The sequence below is a fragment of the Clostridium sp. KLE 1755 genome (genome assembly GCF_000466465.2).
Lineage (GTDB): Bacteria > Bacillota > Clostridia > Lachnospirales > Lachnospiraceae > Eisenbergiella > Eisenbergiella porci.
Genome location: NZ_KE992773.1, coordinates 1 through 20,926, shown reverse-complemented (window position 1 = coordinate 20,926; position 20,926 = coordinate 1). Strand labels below are relative to the sequence as shown.

Sequence of the window (20,926 nt, the reverse complement as noted above, 5' to 3'; positions counted from 1 at the left end):
TCAGCACAAAAAACGCTCACCTATTTGCACACCTTACCAATATAGATATTGCCAGTATATATGGATGACATTTATAATGAAAATGCAAATCAATAGGAAAGAGTTTAAGTATCATGGATAAACAAAAAATTTTAATTGTGGACGATTCAGAAATGAACCGAGCTCTTTTGATAGATATTTTGGAAGAGCACTATGATGTGGTAGAGGCTGAGAATGGTGTGGAAGCAATTTCTCTCCTTTCAAAGCAAAGAGCAGATTTCTCCCTTTTGCTTCTGGACATTATGATGCCTGAAATGGACGGATTTGAAGTATTAGCTTACATAAACAAATACCATTGGAATGACACCTTCGCTGTTATTATGATTTCTGCTGATGACACTCCTGCTAATATAAAGAGGGCCTATGATTTAGGGGCTTTTGACTATATCAGCCGACCTTTTGATTCAACCATTGTCCAGCGTCGAATTTCTAATACGATGTTTTTATACGCAAGGCAGCAGCGCCTTGAAAAAATTATTGCAGAACAATTTCACGAGCAGGAAAAGAATAGTAAGCTGATGATCTCAATTCTGTCTCATATTGTGGAATTCCGTAATGGAGAGAGCGGCCTACATATCCTGCATGTAAATACAATTACAAAATATTTGCTGAAGCAGTTGGTTCAGCTGACAGATCAATATCCTTTGTCTAAAGCAGATATTTCTTTGATCAGCACTGCTTCTGCGCTGCACGATATTGGGAAAATCTCAATTTCAGATGCAATATTAAATAAACCCAGCCGACTTACGGCAGAGGAATTTGAAGTGATAAAAACGCACTCAGTGATCGGTGCTAACATGCTATTAGACCTGTCCATAGAGCAGCGCGAAAATCCGCTTATTAAAGTGGCTTCTGAGATCTGCCGATGGCACCACGAAAGGTATGATGGCAATGGTTATCCGGACGGATTAAAGGGAGAAGAAATTCCCATTGCCGCTCAGGTAGTTGCGCTGGCCGATGTATATGATGCCTTGACCAGTGAGCGCTGCTATAAGAAAGCTTATTCACATGAAGAAGCTTTAAAAATGATTTTAGAAGGACAATGCGGTGCATTTAATCCTTCTCTTTTACTATGTCTGCAAGAAATTGCCGATACACTTGAAGACGAACTAATGGCTGCCTCTCAGGAACAAGAGGCTAAAAATATTCAGGATATAAGAAATAAAATAGACTACGATAGGCTGTTTTCCTGTAAAAAATACACCGCCTTGTCTCGCAAACAGCAGCAACTGCACTTATTATATATTGATTCCTTAACCAGTATTTACAATCGCCGCTATTATGACGAGCATTTTCAAGGCACAGATGATATTCAGGCAATGGCCGTAATAGATGTAGATGATTTTAAGTACATCAATGATAATTATGGCCACGATGTTGGCGATATCATATTGCAGAGCATTGCACAAACTGTTTTATCCTGTGTGCGAAAAACAGATGCAGTTATCCGTTATGGCGGCGATGAATTTGTAATCATCTTTTTTAGTATGCCCCAAGAGATATTTGAGAAAAAACTGGAGAGGATCAGACATTCTGTTGATAGTCTGATAATTGATGGACATCCCGAACTACATATGTCTGTAAGCATAGGTGGGGCATATGGAAGTGGAACCGCAGAAAAACTGTTCAAAGTTGCAGACACTATGATGTATCAATCAAAAAAAGCAAAAAATCAGGTGACCATTAGTTTTCTGGACGAGATGGTGGGCAGCGCAGACAGCATTTAAAAAGGAGGAATCGTGATTATGAATCTAAAAGATTGTTATATAAAATTTGGCGGCGATTTTGATGAAGTGCTGGGCAGATTGCGTCGTGAGCAAATCGTTCAGAAATTTATGTATAAATTCCTGGATGATAAAAGCTTTCATTTGTTTGAAGCGTCTGTGGAGAATAAGGACTATGAAGAGGCTCTAAGGGCCGTTCATACACTCAAAGGAATTTGTCAAAATCTTTCATTTACCAGATTGTTTGAAAGTAGTAGTTTGGTAACTAATGCATTAAAAGAAAACGATTGGGATAAGGCTATCGATATGATGCCGAAATTATCAGAGGATTACTATGAAACCATCAATGTTATTAGAGATTTTAAGAATTCCAGGGAGGAATAACATCAATGGGAAACAGTAAAAAAAAGCATTCTGTAACACATTTTCTAATAGGCAGTTTTATTGGGTTAATTGTCTTTAGTATTATGGTTTTCAGTATGCTCGGAATTTATATGAGCCGAAAAAGCAACAAGGCTATTAATGAAGTTGCTCAGATTTATATGTCTGGAATGAACGAACAAATGTCCAGACACTTTCAAACTGTCATTCAATTACGTTTTGATCAGGTCAGCGGCATTGTTTCTGTTGTCTCAGTAGATAATAACGAAAAAGAAAAGTTATATGAGGAACTTGTTTACAGGACGAAGGTCAGGAACTTTGACTATTTAGCACTTTGTTCTACTGAGGGAGATTTTCAGACTCTTTATGGACAATCAATACAACCACTGAACCCAGCCCCCTTTGTAGAAGCATTAGTACGAGGAGAACAAAGAGTCGCTTTAGGTAGTGATTCTGCCGGAAATATAGTGGTATTGTTTGGCGTTGATGCCACTGATTACCCTATGCAGGATGGCAGTATGAGCACTGGACTGGTAGCAGCCGTCCCACTGGAGTACATCATTGATTTCCTTTCCTTAGAGAATGAAGAGCAGCTGATATATTATCATATTATCAGGCCAGACGGTAGTTTTGTAATACAGAACGACAACACTGAGTTGTGGTATTTCTTTGAACAACTACAAAAGCAGCTTAATGCTACAGCAAATGAGCTATCTGTAGAAAATTCTATTAAAGAATTTGGTGCTGCACTAAAGAATCATGACGAATATAGTACAACATTTGAAGTGAATGGTGAAACACTTCAAATATATGGTAACCCATTACCCTGTTCCGAGTGGTATTTAGTATCGGTAATGCCTTATAGTATATTGAACAAAAACGTGGACGCTCTGGAAAACCTGCGCATATTTATGGTAGGATTGGCCTGTGCTTCTATCTTGATTTTTCTATCATTGATTTTTATTCGGTATTTCTTCATAACCCGTTCTCAGGTGTATGAATTGGAGAAGGCCCGGCAGACTGCTCTTGAAGCGAACAAAGCCAAAAGCGAATTTTTAGCAAATATGAGCCATGATATTCGTACACCCATGAATGCAATTGTCGGCATGACCGCGATTGCCACAGCCCACATAGATGACCAGAAACAGGTACAGAATTGCCTTAGAAAAATTACATTATCAAGTAAACATCTATTAGGGCTGATCAACGATGTTTTGGATATGTCTAAAATTGAAAGTGGGAAATTAACTTTAACAACAGAACAAATTTCATTAAAGGAAGTTGTTGAAGGAATTGTTAATATTATGCAGCCACAGGTTAAGGCAAAAAGGCAAACCTTTGACATACATGTGGAAAATATCTTAACAGAAAATGTGTGGTGCGATGGTGTACGCTTGAATCAGGTTTTGCTAAATCTTTTATCGAATTCAACGAAGTATACACCGGAGGGGGGTTCGATACAACTATCCCTCTCTGAAGAAAAATCTCCGAAAGGAGAAAACTATATCCGAATCCATATCAAGGTCAAGGATAATGGAATTGGTATGTCGCCAGATTTTCTGAAAAGAATATATGAACCCTATAGCCGTGCTGATGGAGTCAGGGTTAGTAAAACGCAAGGCACTGGTTTGGGAATGGCGATTACAAAGTACATTGTGGAGGCAATGGAAGGATCCCTTAATATAACAAGTGAACTTGATAAAGGTACCGAGGTTTCTCTTACATTTGATTTTGAAAAAGCGGTTGCACTGGAAATGGATATGGTTCTTCCTTCCTGGAATATGTTGGTAGTTGATGATGATGAATTACTCTGCAGGACAGCGATAGACACGCTGAAAACCATCGGCATCAATGCCGACTGGGTATTGAGTGGAGAAAAGGCGATAGAACTGGTTACCCAACACCACCAAAAGAGAGATGATTATCAAATCATTCTATTGGATTGGAAACTACCTGGTATGAATGGGATTCAAGTTGCAAAAGAAATCCGGCGTAATTTGGGAGATGAAGTGCCGATTTTGCTGATTTCTGCATATGACTGGAGTGAATTTGAAGCGGAAGCTCGTGAAGCAGGTATTAGTGGTTTTATTTCCAAACCCCTTTTTAAATCCACTCTGTATCATGCTTTGCGTCAGTATATGGGCGCTGAAACAGAAAATGATCAGACATTGAACCACAATATCGATCTATCCGGACGTCGTATTCTGCTTGCTGAGGATAATGAACTAAACTGGGAAGTCGCTAAAGAATTACTTTCCGATTTAGGCGTGGAACTGGATTGGGCAGAAGATGGCCAGATCTGTCTGGACAAGTTCCAAAGATCACCACAGGGATATTACGATGCAATTCTTATGGATATACGGATGCCGCATATGACAGGGTATGAGGCCACAAAAGCTATCCGTGGACTGAATCATCCTAATGCCCTATCTGTTCCAATTATAGCTATGAGTGCAGATGCTTTTTCTGATGACATACAGCATTGTCTGGAGTGCGGTATGAATGCCCATATAGCAAAGCCAATCGATGATATAGAATTGACTCGCATATTAAAAAGATTTTTAATTTAAATCTATCCATAAAAGCGCGTGTCCGAAGGCACGCGCTTTTATATTTATCTCCAATTCCCACCTTTTCGTTTTTAGGTGTAGATCGCCTCCATTCCAATTATTTCAAAAAAATGATTGGAATGGAGGAGTAAATGGATTACGAATATTGGACTAAGACCATAAATGAAGAAGATCGTAAAATCAACAATGCAAACCGTAGATTTCGTTATCATTGTTACTCACTGGAAAGTATGAGTGAAGAACTCATTTACCAAGAACGTTCTTTATTTCCCCACAACGACTTTACCACAGAATTATTTAACGAGGACTTTATTGATACTGTCCAAAATGAAAAATTAGCCAAAGCCCTGCGTCGTCTGACCGACCGGCAAAAGCAGGCTATTAAACTTGCTTTTTGGGAGGGATATCAGTACAAGGAAATTGCGGCAGTATTCCAGTGTAGTCCGGCGGCGGTTACGCTACTGCTTCAAAGAGCGTTCCACCGGCTCAGGGAATATCTAAACGAATAGTTGAAAGCAAGGGCAGTATCCAAGCGATACTGCCCTTGTCTTTGTCTATTTATTTTTTGAAAATTGTATCGTTACCCTTTAATTTACAGGTTCTCTAATCTCCGATAGATAAGAGGGATAAGCCCTCTAATACAAAAATCGGAGGTGTTCTATTATGGTAAAAACCATCAAAGTAATTCATCTGGCTCCTGGGGAATCCGTTTTAATCACAGCGGCCCCTGCCCCTACGCCACCTTGTCAGGCTGCCGCAAGCTGTCCTTATGCCTGCGGCGAACCAAAACAGTTCTGTGATACTCATGCAGAACATACGCCGAAAGAGATCGTCGCTTTTTTCCGCGTTGCATGATGGAGGGCTGGCCTATGTATGTCATTACAATTACTAATATCGATCATAATCTGCTGGAGGTCGAAGTGTCGGTGGACGTTTACAAGGTTTATGAGGATAGCCGCCGCCAGGAAGAACGCCAGAGATATGAGCGCCGGAAACATATCGACGGGAGGTCCTTTGACAACTGCCTGCTTTTTGAACTGGCGACGGAGCCTTTGGAACAAACCTATGAACGTATAGAACGGCTGCGGGAAATACAGGCCGTTCTGCAAGATATTCCACCGCAGCAACGTGAGCGATTTATTCTGCATTTTGCCTACGGTTACTCTTACTCGGAAATTGCCAAAATGCAGGGGTGTCATAAGGCGGCTGTCATGCGTTCCGCTAAATCTGCACTGAAAAAAATTCGTGAAAATCTTGCCGCCTGACTATCAACTTTTGCCCGCTTTCCCTCCTATATAGTGAAAGGGATTGGAGGACCTTTTCTATATCAGGACCTTGACAAACAGCGGGCAATCCGTTCATATCAGCATTCAGATTTTGAATGTGACAGCGAGCAACGCATAGCGCAAACGCCACGACCCCCTGCGGACTGGTCAGAGCAGTCCGTCAATACGATAACATCAAAGGGGCTGAGCGGTTATTTGGCGGCTGATACCCGGCCTGTGGTGGGCTGGAAATTGCCGTGACCTGTCACAGTAGAAAACGCATTACTTCACCGAACGCGGAGGGCCGCCAGCTACCGGCTGGATAACCACGGCACGATCTGAATGTTCCCACTGTACCGGGGGTGAGCCGATGGACGATGACAAGTCCAGATAATACGGTACTAAATAAAACGATAACCGAGGCCCGCGCTGGAGCAATCCGGCGCGGTGCCCTCTTTTTATAGAAAGCAGGTGAAAAATGGACAAAGATAGGAAACCGGACGCTGTGATGATGCGCCGGGTAAAGGGCACGACCTATGTTGTGTCCTCTTTCTTCAATCAGGACAGCAAAGAAACTGCTGCCGACAAAATGGCGCGATTGATTGAACGTGAAGCTGGCCTGGGTACATCAGTTAATAAAAATTTAACACTTTAATGTGCGAAAGTGCTTCCTAAGACGGCAAAGGTGCGGTATAATAAAGGCATAAACCCAAGCCCTTTAGTTCGTCGGATTGGAGGATATGATGTTACAGACGAACGAAAAGGACAATAAAAAAATTGAATATATCGCGCTTTATTGCCGTGTAGATTCGGCAAACAGTCAAGTCAATACTTTGGGGATTCTAACACAGAAAAAACGACTGGCCCTTTGGGCGGAGCAACAGGGCTTTACCCCTGAGCAGATCATCTATTTGGTGGACAGCGGCTTTTCTGGCCGTACTCTTGACCGCCCTGGTATTCAGAAATTCCTTTCTGGTGACCGGAAATATGCTATTATGGCTGCTATGGATTTTTCCCGGTTCAGCCGTGATTTGTTCCTTGCTGACGAACTTATTGACTATGCCGACACCCAGGGAACGACGCTCTATGTGTTAAACCAGGATATTTCACTTAACCAGTGGAAGCGTGAACGGGATCAACGCCTGTATGCACTCCTGAAAGGGGGTGCGGCACAATGATGGCAAATATGACTGAAATGCTTTCATACCATAACGTGTTGAGCCTGGACGCTTTGACTGCCCTGTACTGCCGGTTATCGGTGGACGACGCAAATGACGGTGACAGCAACAGTATCCAAAACCAGAAAGAAATGCTGGAAAGGTATTGCAAAGAAAACGGCTTCACCAATTACCGATTTTATGTTGATGATGGCTATTCCGGCACGACCTTTGACCGCCCTGATTTTCAAAGAATGGTAGCTGATGTGCGGGCTGGTTTAGTAAAAAGGGTCATTATCAAGGATATGTCGCGATTTGGCCGTGACTACTTGCAGGTGGGCATGTATACGGAAATGATCTTCCCGGAATATGAGGTTCACTTTGTTGCTGTCAATGACGGTGTAGATTCTCAAAAGGGCGAAAATGACCTGACCCCGTTCCGCAATCTGTTCAATGAATGGTATGCCCGTGACTGCTCAAAGAAGCAAAGGGCGGTCAAGCGAATGAAAGGTATGTCCGGGCAACGGATAAGCAGCAACCCTCCTTATGGCTATATTAAGGGCGAAGGTGGCCAGCTTGTTCCCGATCCGGAAGCAGCCTGGGTAGTCAAGCTGATGTTTGATCTGGCCGCACAGGGGCTGGGGCCGGTTCGGATAGCAAATATCCTGACCAAGAAAAAAATCCCCACACCTGGTACGCTGGCATTCCGCCGGACAGGGAAAAAGCGGAACTACCACCCGGAAGCACCTTATAACTGGTCTGACAGCACGATTGCCAACATTCTGGAATATAAGGAATATTTGGGCCACACGGTCAACTTCAAAACCTACTCCAAGTCTTATAAGTTCAAGAAGCGGCTGCCTACCCCGGAGGATCAGCAGATGATTTTTGAGAATACTCACCCGGCGCTGGTAGAGCAAGAGGTTTGGGAGCAGGTTCAGCGACTGCGGGAGGGGCGGCCACGTCCTACCAAGCAGGGGGAAATGGCATTGTTCTCTGGTTTGCTGTTCTGTGCAGACTGCGGTTCCCCACTCCGCGCTCACCGTGGACAGAATATCAGTAAAAATCAGGAGTGCTATTGCTGTGGGAAATACCGTGACCGGACAAATAGCTGTACCATGCACTACATCAGAGCAGTGGTTCTGGAAAATCTGGTATTGGAAAACCTAAAGCAGACAGTTACTTTTGCACTTGAAAACGAACAGGAATTTGTCCGGCGTTTAATGAATCGCTCCGCAAAGGAGCAGCAAAAGCAGATACAGTCCATGAAAAAGGAACTGGCTGCAAAGGAGCGTCGGATTGGTGAGCTGGATAACATCATCAAACGGCTTTATGAGGACAATATAAGTGGAAAGCTGTCTGACGAACGGTTCAAAAAACTGTCATCAGACTATGAGAAAGAACAGCGCGATACATGTTCTGAAATCGCAGATATTCAGAAACAGGTCAATGAAGCTGAAAGCAAAGTCATTAAAATAGACAGCTTCTTGAAGATGGCCAGGAAGTACACTTCTTTTGAAGAACTCTCCCGTGGTATGCTTCACGATCTGATAGAGAAAATTGTTATCCATGAGGGTGACAAGAGCAGCGGCCACCGCCAGCAGAAAATTGACATCTACTATACCTTTATCGGGGAAGTTGGTGCAACACAGCTTGTGGCGCAACTCGAATTGAAAGGAAAAGCAGCGTAACATACTCTCGTACATTACGCTGCTTATCACAAAACTAAAAAAGTTTCCTTAACCGGCTCCCGCTTTTGCGGTTCAGGGTTTTTTGGCACATTTCAGCGGCTTTTGTGGTATAGCTTTTGATATTCCTTAGGAGAGCAGCCTGTAAATTTTTTGAATATTTTTGAAAAATAGCCTTGATTTATAAAGCCGCATTTTTCACTGATGCATTGAATGGAGTTATTTTCGGTTCGCAGAAGTCCCTTGGCTTTTTCAACACGCATACGATTCAGATAGTCAGAGAAATGCTCTTCTGTGTTCTGATAAAAAAGTGTGGACAGGTAAGTGTAATTCAGGTGAAACTGTTTGGCCAGATCGTATAGCTTCAGTTCCTGTTCGCAATTCAGACGGATATATTCTTCAATTTTGTAGAATAGATTACCCTCTCTTTCCTGCGTGCCCTTACGGACAATATCCTCCAGCTCGGCAAATGTTTCGGAGAGAACCTGTCTGAGAGAATTACAGTCAGCTGACATATCCATTTTTTTAAAATACATTACCTTTTTTGAATTTATTTCATCGGTTGGAAACGAGGCGTCCGCAAGCGTCTGTATGAGTCTGTATATTGCATTCTCTACTTGTTTTTTCAAGGTAAATACATCCATGCCGGCCTGTGCTTCTGCATTGCTCAGATAATTGTATACAAGATTTCTGGCATCATCAAGACGTAATGGATCCAGACAATTTGAAAAAGAAGTATCAGGAAAAGCAAGCTCGCATTTATGGACATCCTCAGGAAACAGTAATGTTTTTTCCGGAAAGTAAAAACCGTAGGAAAGCAGTCCGCACATTTCTCCATATACCTGAGAAAGGTTACTGAGTACGGAGAATACCGGCATGCATGCGAAAAGAAAACTATTTTCCAGTTTCCTTTCCAGCTGAACGGTAAACTCGGTAAGCCGGGCATGAGACGGAAGTTCCGTAGCGCTTACTGCCTGAAGAAGGATGCAGAGGTAGCCCTGACTTGTGACACAAGAGATACAGGGACAGGCCGGAAATAGCTCCAGTGAAAGATTTGTCACGGCAGGAAGAAGCCTGTGAACCGGTATAGTCCCCTGATAGGGAGCTGCCATCAGCGTATATGGTATTTTTTCTTTAAAATGGATACCTCTGTCATTAAATTCCTCCAGATATTCCTCCTCCTCCAGGCTGCAGAATGTAAGAATTTCTTGGAAAAACTGAGAGGCGGAACTTTTGAAATCATCCAAACCAGAAGTCCTGCTGAGCTTTTCCAGCAGATGAAGAAGATCTGCAGCTTCCAGTTCCGGTTTAAGCAGATAATCGGCGATGCCAAGCTTAAAGCTGGATTTTGCGTAAGCAAAATTGTCATAGCTGCTAAGGACAATAATATGAATATTGGGGAAATGCTCTTTAATCTGGGCGGTTAGGCTGATGCCGTCCATTCCTGGCATGACAATATCTGTAATAACAATATCCGGCCGGATTTCCTGTATCAGCTGAAAACCTTCAATGCCATTAGAGGCTTCCCCTGCAATTGTAAATCCATGAGCCTCCCAGTCGCAGAGATATTTCAGTCCGTTCCGAAGAACCATCTCATCATCAATGATGACTATCTTCTGAAGATTTTTCATAGCATTTTTCCCCCTCAAAATATATCAAAGGCAGATGTATTATTACCTGAGTGCCATACCCTGGAGTGCTCATTATATTGAGGCCATATTGGGGTCCATAAATCATTTTGATACGGTCTTCAATATTTTTAAGACCTATCTTTGTAAGGCTGTTTCGATTGTTTTTTGCAGAAACATCCATAATGTGCATCAGGATATCCGGTGGAATTCCAGCACCGTTATCCATAATTTCCAGTTTCAGAATTGCGCCGTTTATCGTGGCGTAAATGCTGATACTGCCACAGGGGGTGTTGGTGGAGAAGCCATGAAAAATAGAGTTCTCTACCAGAGGCTGAAGAAAAAATTTGGGAACCGCAGCTGAAAGGCAGGTCTCTTGTACATTTAAGTAAAGACGGATGCCATCACCATAGCGCAACAGCTGGATTTGGAAATAATCTTGCAGTAAATCCAGTTCCTGCTCCAAAGGAATGGTTTCTCTGATATCCCCCAGCGTTTTTCGGAGGAGCTTTGTGAGAGAGTTGATTCCTGTTATGACCTTTTCCCGCTGGCCTGCCATAGAAAGGTATCTGATGGAAGCGAGCGTATTGTAAATGAAATGTGGGTTAATCTGGTGCTGCAGGGAATTCAGTTCGGCTGCATGACGGGCATCCTGTTCCTGCATTAGTTTTTTTGTATAGTATTCAAGCTTTGAAAACATTTCATTGAAGCTTTCACCGAGAAGCCGGGCTTCTGAACAACCTGTGAAATTCATTTTTTCAGGACGGGAGAGAAGATCTCTGTCTGAAACATTCTGCATGGCTACGGACAGCCTGTGAATTGGGCGTGTGATTTTCTGAAGGAGACATATAAGAACCACTGTTATAAGGAGCTGGGCAAAACAGCATAATTCCAATATCCGCAGGATAGATGGAGAGACTCTGGATGTAATGGCATTATATTCAGTTAACTGTAGGATATAAAAATCGAAATACTGGTTATATATGGAGCTTGGAATCCACTTTTCTCCCGCATATTCCAATACGCCGTCGGAGTTTTTTCTGGCGATATCAAGAAGGGTGGAATCAGAGCTGTTGAGAAATTCAGCTTTGCTGTCGGAAATAATGAGGCCGTCCTCTGTAATAACAGAAAAATGATTGTTATCCTGGATTAAATCGGAATACAGATTCTGGAAGCATGACTCATCTATTACAACCAGGATTGTGCCATAATATCTGGAACGGTAGGGATCATATAAGGCGTGGGCAAAATACATGTAATCATCATTTTGGGTGTAGGGGGTCAGACCGGAATGGAAATAAGACACTCCAAGCCGGCGGTGATTTTTTTCTGCCTGTTTTACAAAATCTTCTTTAAGGATACCAGTATCTTCTAAATATAAGGTTTCATTATAGGTGGTATAAGTCTGCCCGTTTTCACCATATAGGATCAGGTGTACGTTAGAATTGGGAAAAAAACCATTGTAGGTTTGGAGAAAATCATGTACATACCGTTGCATCTGATAATATTCAAAGTTGTCTTCCGGTTCCTTTGTAAGATACTGTTTTAATACGGTATCACCGGACAGTTGAATCAGAATATAAATTATCTGCTGATAAAAAACATCAAAGCTTTCATTTAACTGTGTAAGGGAATGCTGCTGAGATTCTTGCATAATATCAGTTACATTCCTGTAATACAGTTCGGTAGTAAGTATAGAGAAAAAAAGGAATAAAGCAAGGAAAGATATGATAACCGTAATAATTATCTGAAAAGAAATACTTTTTTTATTCCGCATCGTTTTCACCTCATTCTGGACTTCATTCATTATATAATACAAAAGTGTAGTTGGCAAATGGTATGAAATGTATAAAATGCACAATCAGAAGATTAGAGAAAAGGATCAAAAAATATTATAAAAATAAAACTGCACATAAAAATAAAAAGAGATTATATGAATATATTTTAAAACTGCCAATAAATAGAAGCAGTATTTTTTATACGGTAATGTTAATATGGCTTTACAAGGAATGAAGGCCTTCAGCTGTTGTAAGAATCGGAAGGAGAGGGACTTATGCGGAAAAGAAATAAAGTACAAAGGTTATTGGCAATTATGATAGGGGCAGCTATGCTGGCAGGCTGTGGCAGCAGCGATACACAGCAGGTACCACAGGACACTGCAACAGAGGAAAACAGCGCAGTATCGGCACAGGAAAGTACACAGGCACAGGGAACCAATGAAAAATCTGAAAGCGGTGAACAGGTAACAATACAATACTGGCATCAGGGAACATCACAGGCAGATACGGAATTCGTACAGAAATGTGTGGATTCCTTCGAAGCAAAATATCCTAATATAAAGGTAGAAGCTACCGGAATGTCTTCAACGATTTCAGATCAGGAAACGAAATTAAATGCAGCTGTTTTAAGTGATACCTATCCGGATGTTATTCAGCTGGTTTTGGCGGAAGTCGGGTCCCGGGGTGCTTTAGGTGATTTCGAAAAGCTTGACAGCTATATAGAGGGATGGGAGGAAAAGGACGATTTATTTGACAGTGCTTATGAAATGGGGAAATATCAGGGGAATCAGGTTGCACTGGGAATTTTCCCCAATCCTCAGGTGTATGCTTTCCGAAAGGATAAATTTACAGAAGCGGGACTGGATCCGCAAAATCCTCCGGCTACATGGGAAGAACTAAAAAATGCGGCGGAGGTATTAACCGAAAGAGATGGGGATAAAGTGGTTTTTGCCGGTCTGGATATTCCCTCAATTGACAGCTCGCTTGTTTTTACAGAACCTTATATGCGAAGTGCAGGTTCACCGGTAATTGATGAATTGAATCTGAAGCCGGCGTTTACGGATCAGGCAGCCATAGATGCTTTCTCATTTCTGGGAGAACTGGCACAGATGAATGTTTCCATTCCTCATGATCAACAGAAGGGAGATGAACGGCCATTTATGAAAGGAATGTCGGCCATCAGCAATTTATCCCCTCAGCAGATAGGACAGTTTATGAAGGATAACCCGGAAGTTGAATTGGGGTATCTTCCGGTACTGTCGAAAGACGGCTCAGAACCCGGGATTTCCTTCTGTGGCTATAATCTGATAGCAATGGGAGCAACCTCAAAGCATAAGGAAGCAGCCTGGCTGTTTATGCAGCATATGCTTTCCAATGAAATTGTCTGGATGAGGACCGAAGACTTTAAGGTGCCAATCGTAAAAAAATCTTTGGAAGAGCAGTTCATTCAATCAGGGAACCCGGAACTGAATCAAGCGGTTATTGATTATGTGGAAAGTGGAAAAGGCAAAGCCACCGTGCCCTGGATCAGTGTCTACAATAAATATGTTTCCGTTGCTTATGAAGAAGTAATCAATGGAAAGAAGACAGCAGAGCAGGCGTTAAATGATGCGCTGTCACAGTTGGAAAAGGAGATAGAATAGCAGAAACAGTACAGCAATGCGGGCAGGCTAAACCTGCCCGCTGCTATAGAACTAATAAAAATGGTGGGGATTTGGATGAAAAAGAAAAAGGGTGTCACAACCGACCGGTGTGCTTACTGGTTTATTGCTCCATATTATATATTTTTTCTTTTATTTGTATTATTTCCTATTGTAGTGAATGTTGGATTGAGTTTTACAGATTTTAATCTGAAAACAATTTCTTTTACCGGAATTAAAAATTATATTGCTCTTTTCCATGATGGGCTGTTTTGGAAATCTGTGCAAAACACTTTTATTTATGTGGTATTTACGGTATTTATGACTCTCATTCTGGGGTTTGTCCTCGCACTGGCCTTAAATAGCGCGGCGCTTTGGGGCACACGTTTTTTCAGAGGCTTTATTTATCTTCCATACGTCACATCCATGGTTTCAATGTCGATGGTCTGGCTTTGGCTGTATGATCCTACTAACGGTGTGTTTAACGTAATCCTGGAGGCGCTTGGTTTTGAGGCCAGGCAATGGCTGTATGATGAAAAATTAGCTTTGGGCGCAATGATAGTTATGGGAGTGTGGAAGGGGGTCGGTTATTATATGACATTATATCTGGCCGGGTTGAATAACATCCCTTCTTATCTTTATGAAGCGGCATCCATAGACGGAGCCGGCTATCTGCAGAAGGTTTTCCGAATAACAATACCAATGCTTCGCCCTGTAACCTTTTTTATTGTGATTACCGGAGTGATCAATGCGTTTAACGTATTTGAGCAGGTGAATGTAATGACCGGCGGCGGACCGATGAATGCTACAACAACAATAGTACATCAGATTTACACGAGAGCTTTTACAGAATACCGGATGGGTTACGGCGCTGCGGAGGCGGTTTTCCTGCTGCTCATTATTCTGATATTTACACTGCTGAACTTCAGATATGGGAATCAGGGACAGGATTTGGATATCGGATAGAGGAGAAAACAGATGAAAATGAAAAAGGGTGCCCGTTTACTTTTATTTCTGCTGATGCTTTTGTTCTGCGTTATCATAATTATTCCTTTTTTAATTATGTTTTTTACATCATTGAAAACCCAGGCGGAAATTTCCGGTGCGGCGTTCCGGCTGTTACCGGAACACTGGCTGTTTTCCAATTATGCGGATGCCATGAAATCATCTGATTGGGGAAGATTTTTCTGGAACTCCTTTTATACAACATTTCTGGCAGTGATTATCAGCCTGGTTATTAACTCTCTGGCAGGATATGCATTTGCACGTATGGAATTTAAGGGAAAGGATTTTCTGTTTCTTCTTGCGCTTGTGGGTATGATGATACCTCAACAGGTTACCATGCTGCCTAATTTTGTAGCGATGAAATACTTTCCTCTTATGGGAGGAAACAATATTCTGGGGCAGGGAGGAACCGGCCTGATCAATACCTATGCAGGTATGATTGCTCCTTACATAGCAGGTGCATTCGGTGTATTCCTGTTTCGGCAGTTTTTTATGAACTTCCCAAAATCTCTGGATGATGCAGCCAAAATTGATGGTCTATCCAGATTCGGAGCATTTGTTCGCGTATATCTTCCTCTCAGCAAGGCTATATTTGCAACATTGATTGTGTTTAAAACAACAAGTACATGGAATGAATATACGTGGCCTCTGATTATAACCACACGAAAAAATATGTGGACGGTACAACTTGCCCTGAGTGTTTTCAGAGAAGAGTTTATTACGCAATGGAATTATCTGATGGCGGCGACAACGCTGATTATGCTTCCGCTACTCGTTATGTATGTATTTATGCAGAAATACTTTGTGGAGGGAATTGTGACAACCGGAATTAAGGGATAACAGAACAGGGGGGAATTATGAAAACGATTTTGGTATTAATGGATACACTGAACAGGCGGTATTTAAAAACATATAATGAGAGGGCAAAAGGAATCACACCGAATATAAATGCTTTTTCAAAGGACTGTATTATTTATGACAATCATTTTATCGGTTCTGCACCCTGTATGCCTGCCAGAAGGGATATTTTTACCGGACGGATGCAGTTCTTGGAAAGGGGATGGGGCGGTGTTGAACCTTTTGATATTACGCTTCCTTCCGTACTGCGTGAAAATGGCGTTTTTACGCATATTACGACCGATCACACACATTACTTTGAAATTGGAGGAGAAAATTACTGCTACTTGTTCAATACGTGGGATTATCATAGAGGACAGGAATTTGATACCTGGATTTCCCGTGTGAACCAGCCTTCAGTTGATCCGGAAAGTTATGGAAAAAAGTCATCTCAGTATCTGCTTAACAGAACCAAATTTACGAAGGAGTCAGAATATCCTTCTCCCCGAACCTTCCGCTCGGCCTGTAGTTGGGTTGAACAAAACAATGGCGCAGACGATTTTTTTCTTATGGTAGAAAGCTTTGATCCACATGAACCTTTTGACTGCCCTGAAAAATATCATCAAATGTATAATGACAACTATGTGGGCCGGGAATTTTGCTGGCCCACGTATGCAGAAGTAACAGAGCCTGCGGAAGCGGTGGAGCATCTGGAAAAATGTTATCTTGGAACGTTGAGCATGGCTGATTACTGGTTTGGAAGGCTTCTTGAAACATTAAAAAAGAATAATATGTATGAAGATACGCTTATTATTTTTACGACCGACCATGGGCATATGCTGGGAGAACATGGTTTTACCGGAAAAAATATTATGCATGCCTATAATGAAATGGCTCATATACCACTGATGATTCATTTCCCTGGTACAAAAGAATCCGGGAAAAGGGTAAAGGCGCTGACACAGAATATAGATCTTATGCCTACAATTTTGCAGCATCATGGATGTAAAATACCGGAACGGGTAAAAGGAATGAGTCTCCGGGATATTGCTGAGGATAGAGAAAAGCCGAGAGAACAGGTGATTTATGGCTGGTTCGGCAGAGCAGTTAATGTTTATGACGGCAGATATACTTATTTTAGAGCACCTGAAAACAGGGAAAACAGCCCTTTATACCAGTACTGTGCAATTCCGTCCACATGCTGGAGATATTTTGATGAGCGATATGCGCAGGCAATGGAAATGGGCAGATTCCTTCCTTACACCCACTATCCAGTTTATAAAATTCCGGCGCTGTTTCCTGAAGATTATTCAGGTAATATAGAGTATGTAATGACATCAATGCTTTTTGATTTACAGAATGATTATGAACAGCTTAACAGATTGGAAGATGCGGAAAAAGAAGCTGATATGTGCAAAAAACTGGAAGCAGGGATGAGGGAGGCACAAGCACCTGAAGAGCAGTATGTGAGGCTTGGACTAAAGGGCACGGAGAAGACAGGATAAAGGGATGGCAAAAAGGAGACGGTAAATGCTGTCTTCTTTTTTAGTATGAATGTGGCCCCGTGACCACATTTTCCGCTATTGCAACCTTTTTTCATAAAAGCTAAGATACAATCATACCCCCATATGTTACAATAACCTCATATCCTGTCAGGTTCCGGGCAGAAAAAGACGGCGGAAGGCAGGAACAGCCTGAAACCTTATTGCTGAAAAGGGGAGAGAGAATGGTCACCAGAAAAGAGGTTGCGCTCAGAGCCGGCGTATCGGTTTCCGTGGTATCCAGGGCGATGAACAACAGCGGATACGTGGAGGCGGAGAAGAAAAAAAGAATACTGGCCATAGCGGAGGAGCTTGGCTACTATCCCCATCCTGTGGCGGAGGCGCTGCAGAAGAGGAGGACGAAGCAGATTCTTTTTTTCTGCAAGGATCTGAAGAATTCTTTTTACATAGATATGTACAGAGGGATGGTGGAGGCGGCCGGGAAGAGGGATTATATGGTGGTCTTCAACGGCAGCATGGATTTTGAGAAAATCAGGAATGCCATGATTGACGGAATTATCATGCCCAATGAAGGCATTACCCAGCATTACCTGGATACAGTGGGGAGGAATTACCGTCTTCCGGTGGTGAGCGCTTCTTACGGAAATGCGGAGGGCTTTTCCAGGGCGGTGCCACGGGTGGAAATCGATATGGTCAGGGTGATGGAGCTTGCGGTCCGCGCGCTGCGTGAAAACGGGCACAGGAGGATTGCGCTGGGCATGCCTTATCCTTTCAGCTCCATGGATGCCAGGAGGCTTTCCTTCTGCTCGCTGATGAAGGAAGTTTACGGGGACAGGCTGAAGGAGTATTATATCGGCGTCTACAGGGAAGATATGGCGGGAGACAGCAGAATTTTATCCTTTCTGGAGGATGAGAGGCGGGAGGACGGCATGCAGCTGATGGAGGAGGATTTTTTCGGGAAAGGGGAGCTGGCGGCAAGGCTGTTTGCGGAAAGAAGGCTGGATGCCACGGCAGTGGTGGCTTTTAACGATGAATTTGCGCTGGGAATGTGCAAGGCCTTTCATTCCATGGGGCTGCGGGTGCCGGAGGATATTTCTATCATAGGGATCGATGGAAGCTCCGCCAGGAAGTATATGGATCCGCTGCTCACCTCGGTGGGCCTGTTTCCGGAAAAACAGGGAGCGAAATGTGCGGATATCCTGCTGGATATGCTGGAGGGAAAAAAAGTAAAGTATGTGTCAGGCTCGCCGGTACAGCTGGTAAAGGGCGCTTCGGTGAGAAAAATCAGATAGTGCCGTAAAGTGCCGTAATTATTTTGGGCGGATGCGGTAAAAAGAAGGGAATTAAGCAGCTGTAAAGATATTGGACGGCTGGAAAAATAAAATGTGCAGCCCCAGGGGGGCGGAAGGAGAGAAATTATGGAACGGAGTATGAACCTGGAAAAAATCACGCTGGGCACCTGCTATTATCCGGAGCATTGGCCGGAGGGCATGTGGGAAGAGGATCTGCGGCGGATGCTGGAGAATGGGATTGAAGTGGTCCGTGTGGCGGAATTTGCCTGGAGTAAAATCGAACCCAGGGAAGGGGAATTTACCTATGAATTTTTTGACCGGTTTCTGGAAATAGCGGAACGCGCGGGCATGAAGGTCATTTTCTGTACGCCAAGCGCCACGCCGCCGGCATGGCTGACCAACAGATACCCGGAGGTGCTCAATGCCAGACAGGACGGGGTGCTTTACCGTCACGGCTGCCGGAGGCATTACAACTACAATTCTCCGAAATATCAGGAGCTGGTGAAACGGATCGTGGAGAAATCCGCCGCCCATTATGCGGCGCATCCTGCCATCATCGGCTGGCAGATTGACAATGAGCTTAACTGTGAGGTGAATGAGTTTTATTCCGAAAGCGATACGGCGGCTTTCCGTGTGTTCCTTCAGGAAAAATATGGTACGTTGGACCGGCTGAATGAAGCTTGGGGGACTGTTTTCTGGAATCAGACCTATACGGAATGGGAGGAAATCTATGTGCCCCGGCCGACGCCCAGTAATTCTACCAATCCTCATGAGGTGCTGGATTATATACGTTTTATTTCTGACAGTACCTGCCGTTTTGCAAGAATGCAGAGCGATATTCTGAAAAAATATGTAAAGCCCGGGGATTTCATTACCACAAACGGGCTGTTCGGGAATCTGGATAACCACCGTATGACGGAGGAAAGCCTTGATTTTATCACCTATGACTCCTACCCGAATTTTGCTTATTGCCTGGATTCCTATGAGCCGGACGATAAAAGCATGCGGGACAGAAAGTGGAGCCGCAATCTGGCGGAGGCCAGAGCGATTTCCCCTAATTTCGGCATTATGGAGCAGCAGTCGGGAGCAAACGGCTGGAACAGCCGGATGGAAGCACCCACGCCAAAGCCGGGGCAGATGACGCTGTGGACGATGCAGAGTATTGCCCACGGGGCGGATTATGTGAGTTATTTCCGGTGGCGTACCTGCACTATGGGGACGGAAATTTACTGGCACGGCATCCTGGATTATTCGGGAAGGGACAACAGGCGGCTTTCCGAGCTGAAGGAAATCCATGAGAAGGCAGGACGTATGGCCTGTGTGGCTGGAAGCCGTTATCAGGCGAAGGTGGGTCTTGTAAGAGATTACGATAATCTGTGGGACAGCGTAGTGGACGCCTGGCATGGAAGAGTGGAGAGGGAAAGCGGCAAAGGGCTTTTTGAGGCTTGCCAGAGAAAGCATACGCCCTTTGACTTCTGCTATCTGGATCATATGAAGGCGGAGGAGCTGTCAAAATATCAGGTTCTGTTCTATCCTCATGCAACCATGCTGACACAGCAGATGACGGATAAGCTGACGGCATATGTGGAGCAGGGCGGCTGTCTGGTGCTGGGCTGCCGCACCGGGTATAAGGATGAGACGGGAAAATGTGTGATGAGTAAATTGCCCGGCCTGCTTGCGCCGCTGACAGGGACGGATATTCCGGAATATACCTTTGTTTCCCCGGCGGACGGAACTGTTTATGCGGACTGGGACGGCACCCGGATCGAAGCGGCGGTATTTAACGATCTGCTTGCGCCGCTGACAGAGGATGCGAAGGTGGAGGCCAGGTTTTCTTCCAGCTATTACGCGGGGACGCCGGCGCTTATCAGCAGGGAGCAGGGAAAAGGAAGGGTGTATTATTTTGGCGGCGCTTTTTCTGAGCATACGGCGGAGATTTTCTTGGAAAAGCTGGGTGTTGCAGAGCCTTACGCAGATACAGTTGTATTGCCGGAGGGCTGTGAGCTGGCGGTCAGGGAAGGGGAGCAGACGTATCTGTTTGTTTTGAATTACCTGGATGAATGCGCTGCTGTGGAACTGAAAAAGGAATGCGTGGATCTGTTCACGGGAGAAACGGTTTCCGGAAGCATGGAGCTGAAGCCATTTGAGGCAAAGGTGCTGGCTGTGGGGAAATAAATTTTGCCGGAATGATGAAATGAAGCAGTAATTCAGAGATCGTGACCATTATGAAAATTTTCATGGAAAATGGAAAAATCCGTTCTGTTTTATGGCAGAGCGGATTTTTCTTTATATATTACACGATGGAATGGATCTGATTACTGCAATTGTGATGAAGGTAATATTTCGCATAGCTTTTGATTCTGTTTGAACAGATAATCTGTGTAAATCTTAGGGTGTGTCAAATAAACTGTGTATCACGT

Annotated in this window: 17 protein-coding genes; 15 read left to right on the top strand and 2 right to left on the bottom strand. The window is 43.5% G+C overall.

Translation table 11 applies throughout. From position 1 onward, the window contains the following. Window positions 1-113: 113 nt before the first annotated feature. The 9 genes from HMPREF1548_RS25175 (at window position 114) to HMPREF1548_RS25140 (ending at window position 8,827) form a co-directional block, all read left to right on the top strand. Entirely contained in the window at window positions 114-1,766 is a 1,653-nt protein-coding gene (locus HMPREF1548_RS25175; RefSeq protein WP_021639584.1) for a diguanylate cyclase, read from the top strand. Between the two features lie 18 nt (window positions 1,767-1,784). Beyond that, the gene (locus HMPREF1548_RS25170) at window positions 1,785-2,147 is read left to right on the top strand and encodes an Hpt domain-containing protein (RefSeq protein WP_021639583.1); all 363 of its coding nucleotides are present in this window, start codon (window positions 1,785-1,787) and stop codon (window positions 2,145-2,147) included. A gap of 5 nt (window positions 2,148-2,152) precedes the next feature. Then, a complete protein-coding gene (locus HMPREF1548_RS25165) occupies window positions 2,153-4,714 on the top strand; it encodes a hybrid sensor histidine kinase/response regulator (protein ID WP_021639582.1) in 2,562 nt (853 codons plus the stop codon). Window positions 4,715-4,845: 131 nt separating this feature from the next. Further along, window positions 4,846-5,223 carry an RNA polymerase sigma factor gene (locus HMPREF1548_RS25160; protein ID WP_021639581.1) on the top strand — a complete coding sequence of 126 codons (378 nt, stop codon included), beginning with the start codon at window positions 4,846-4,848 and terminating at the stop codon, window positions 5,221-5,223. Window positions 5,224-5,377: 154 nt separating this feature from the next. Beyond that, complete coding sequence (locus HMPREF1548_RS25155) at window positions 5,378-5,569, top strand: hypothetical protein (protein WP_021639580.1); 192 nt, start codon at window positions 5,378-5,380, stop codon at window positions 5,567-5,569. A gap of 14 nt (window positions 5,570-5,583) precedes the next feature. Next, window positions 5,584-5,979: an RNA polymerase sigma factor gene (locus HMPREF1548_RS25150; RefSeq protein ID WP_025489050.1), complete on the top strand. Its 396-nt coding sequence runs from the start codon at window positions 5,584-5,586 to the stop codon at window positions 5,977-5,979. A 478-nt stretch (window positions 5,980-6,457) separates the two neighbouring features. Then, the gene (locus HMPREF1548_RS29235) at window positions 6,458-6,634 is read left to right on the top strand and encodes a transposon-encoded TnpW family protein (protein WP_021639577.1); all 177 of its coding nucleotides are present in this window, start codon (window positions 6,458-6,460) and stop codon (window positions 6,632-6,634) included. Window positions 6,635-6,722: 88 nt separating this feature from the next. Further along, complete coding sequence (locus tag HMPREF1548_RS25145; RefSeq protein ID WP_025489051.1) at window positions 6,723-7,157, top strand: recombinase family protein; 435 nt, start codon at window positions 6,723-6,725, stop codon at window positions 7,155-7,157. Then, on the top strand, window positions 7,154-8,827 hold the full coding sequence (locus tag HMPREF1548_RS25140) for a recombinase family protein (RefSeq protein ID WP_021639575.1): 1,674 nt from the start codon (window positions 7,154-7,156) through the stop codon (window positions 8,825-8,827). Before HMPREF1548_RS25145 ends, HMPREF1548_RS25140 begins: the two co-directional genes overlap by 4 nt. 92 nt (window positions 8,828-8,919) lie before the next feature. Here the strand turns inward: HMPREF1548_RS25140 and HMPREF1548_RS25135 are convergent, their stop codons facing one another. Together HMPREF1548_RS25135 and HMPREF1548_RS25130 are read right to left on the bottom strand one after the other, a co-directional pair. After that, complete coding sequence (locus HMPREF1548_RS25135; protein WP_021639574.1) at window positions 8,920-10,455, bottom strand: response regulator transcription factor; 1,536 nt, start codon at window positions 10,453-10,455, stop codon at window positions 8,920-8,922. After that, window positions 10,424-12,106 carry a cache domain-containing sensor histidine kinase gene (locus HMPREF1548_RS25130; RefSeq protein WP_181970177.1) on the bottom strand — a complete coding sequence of 561 codons (1,683 nt, stop codon included), beginning with the start codon at window positions 12,104-12,106 and terminating at the stop codon, window positions 10,424-10,426. Before HMPREF1548_RS25130 ends, HMPREF1548_RS25135 begins: the two co-directional genes overlap by 32 nt. A gap of 399 nt (window positions 12,107-12,505) precedes the next feature. Here HMPREF1548_RS25130 and HMPREF1548_RS25125 point away from each other — a divergent pair, with 399 nt between their 5' ends. The 6 genes from HMPREF1548_RS25125 (at window position 12,506) to HMPREF1548_RS25100 (ending at window position 20,681) form a co-directional block, all read left to right on the top strand. Next, a complete protein-coding gene (locus HMPREF1548_RS25125; RefSeq protein ID WP_021639571.1) occupies window positions 12,506-13,873 on the top strand; it encodes an extracellular solute-binding protein in 1,368 nt (455 codons plus the stop codon). Between the two features lie 75 nt (window positions 13,874-13,948). After that, a complete protein-coding gene (locus HMPREF1548_RS25120) occupies window positions 13,949-14,836 on the top strand; it encodes a carbohydrate ABC transporter permease (protein WP_049942492.1) in 888 nt (295 codons plus the stop codon). Window positions 14,837-14,848: 12 nt separating this feature from the next. After that, window positions 14,849-15,715 (top strand): carbohydrate ABC transporter permease, encoded by an 867-nt coding sequence (locus tag HMPREF1548_RS25115; RefSeq protein WP_021639569.1) that lies wholly within the window; start codon window positions 14,849-14,851, stop codon window positions 15,713-15,715. Between the two features lie 17 nt (window positions 15,716-15,732). Further along, complete coding sequence (locus HMPREF1548_RS25110) at window positions 15,733-17,217, top strand: sulfatase family protein (RefSeq protein ID WP_021639568.1); 1,485 nt, start codon at window positions 15,733-15,735, stop codon at window positions 17,215-17,217. A gap of 221 nt (window positions 17,218-17,438) precedes the next feature. After that, on the top strand, window positions 17,439-18,506 hold the full coding sequence (locus tag HMPREF1548_RS25105; RefSeq protein WP_021639566.1) for a LacI family DNA-binding transcriptional regulator: 1,068 nt from the start codon (window positions 17,439-17,441) through the stop codon (window positions 18,504-18,506). A 126-nt stretch (window positions 18,507-18,632) separates the two neighbouring features. Continuing rightward, window positions 18,633-20,681 carry a beta-galactosidase gene (locus HMPREF1548_RS25100; RefSeq protein ID WP_025491541.1) on the top strand — a complete coding sequence of 683 codons (2,049 nt, stop codon included), beginning with the start codon at window positions 18,633-18,635 and terminating at the stop codon, window positions 20,679-20,681. The last annotated feature ends 245 nt before the right edge of the window (window positions 20,682-20,926 follow it).

Coding starts and splice junctions, on each gene's coding strand:
- HMPREF1548_RS25175 (WP_021639584.1), top strand. CDS start 114: ATGGATAAACAAAAAATTTTAATTGTGGACGATTCAGAAATGAACCGA.
- HMPREF1548_RS25170 (WP_021639583.1), top strand. CDS start 1,785: ATGAATCTAAAAGATTGTTATATAAAATTTGGCGGCGATTTTGATGAA.
- HMPREF1548_RS25165 (WP_021639582.1), top strand. CDS start 2,153: ATGGGAAACAGTAAAAAAAAGCATTCTGTAACACATTTTCTAATAGGC.
- HMPREF1548_RS25160 (WP_021639581.1), top strand. CDS start 4,846: ATGGATTACGAATATTGGACTAAGACCATAAATGAAGAAGATCGTAAA.
- HMPREF1548_RS25155 (WP_021639580.1), top strand. CDS start 5,378: ATGGTAAAAACCATCAAAGTAATTCATCTGGCTCCTGGGGAATCCGTT.
- HMPREF1548_RS25150 (WP_025489050.1), top strand. CDS start 5,584: ATGTATGTCATTACAATTACTAATATCGATCATAATCTGCTGGAGGTC.
- HMPREF1548_RS29235 (WP_021639577.1), top strand. CDS start 6,458: ATGGACAAAGATAGGAAACCGGACGCTGTGATGATGCGCCGGGTAAAG.
- HMPREF1548_RS25145 (WP_025489051.1), top strand. CDS start 6,723: ATGTTACAGACGAACGAAAAGGACAATAAAAAAATTGAATATATCGCG.
- HMPREF1548_RS25140 (WP_021639575.1), top strand. CDS start 7,154: ATGATGGCAAATATGACTGAAATGCTTTCATACCATAACGTGTTGAGC.
- HMPREF1548_RS25135 (WP_021639574.1), bottom strand. CDS start 10,455: ATGAAAAATCTTCAGAAGATAGTCATCATTGATGATGAGATGGTTCTT.
- HMPREF1548_RS25130 (WP_181970177.1), bottom strand. CDS start 12,106: ATGCAAGAATCTCAGCAGCATTCCCTTACACAGTTAAATGAAAGCTTT.
- HMPREF1548_RS25125 (WP_021639571.1), top strand. CDS start 12,506: ATGCGGAAAAGAAATAAAGTACAAAGGTTATTGGCAATTATGATAGGG.
- HMPREF1548_RS25120 (WP_049942492.1), top strand. CDS start 13,949: ATGAAAAAGAAAAAGGGTGTCACAACCGACCGGTGTGCTTACTGGTTT.
- HMPREF1548_RS25115 (WP_021639569.1), top strand. CDS start 14,849: ATGAAAATGAAAAAGGGTGCCCGTTTACTTTTATTTCTGCTGATGCTT.
- HMPREF1548_RS25110 (WP_021639568.1), top strand. CDS start 15,733: ATGAAAACGATTTTGGTATTAATGGATACACTGAACAGGCGGTATTTA.
- HMPREF1548_RS25105 (WP_021639566.1), top strand. CDS start 17,439: ATGGTCACCAGAAAAGAGGTTGCGCTCAGAGCCGGCGTATCGGTTTCC.
- HMPREF1548_RS25100 (WP_025491541.1), top strand. CDS start 18,633: ATGGAACGGAGTATGAACCTGGAAAAAATCACGCTGGGCACCTGCTAT.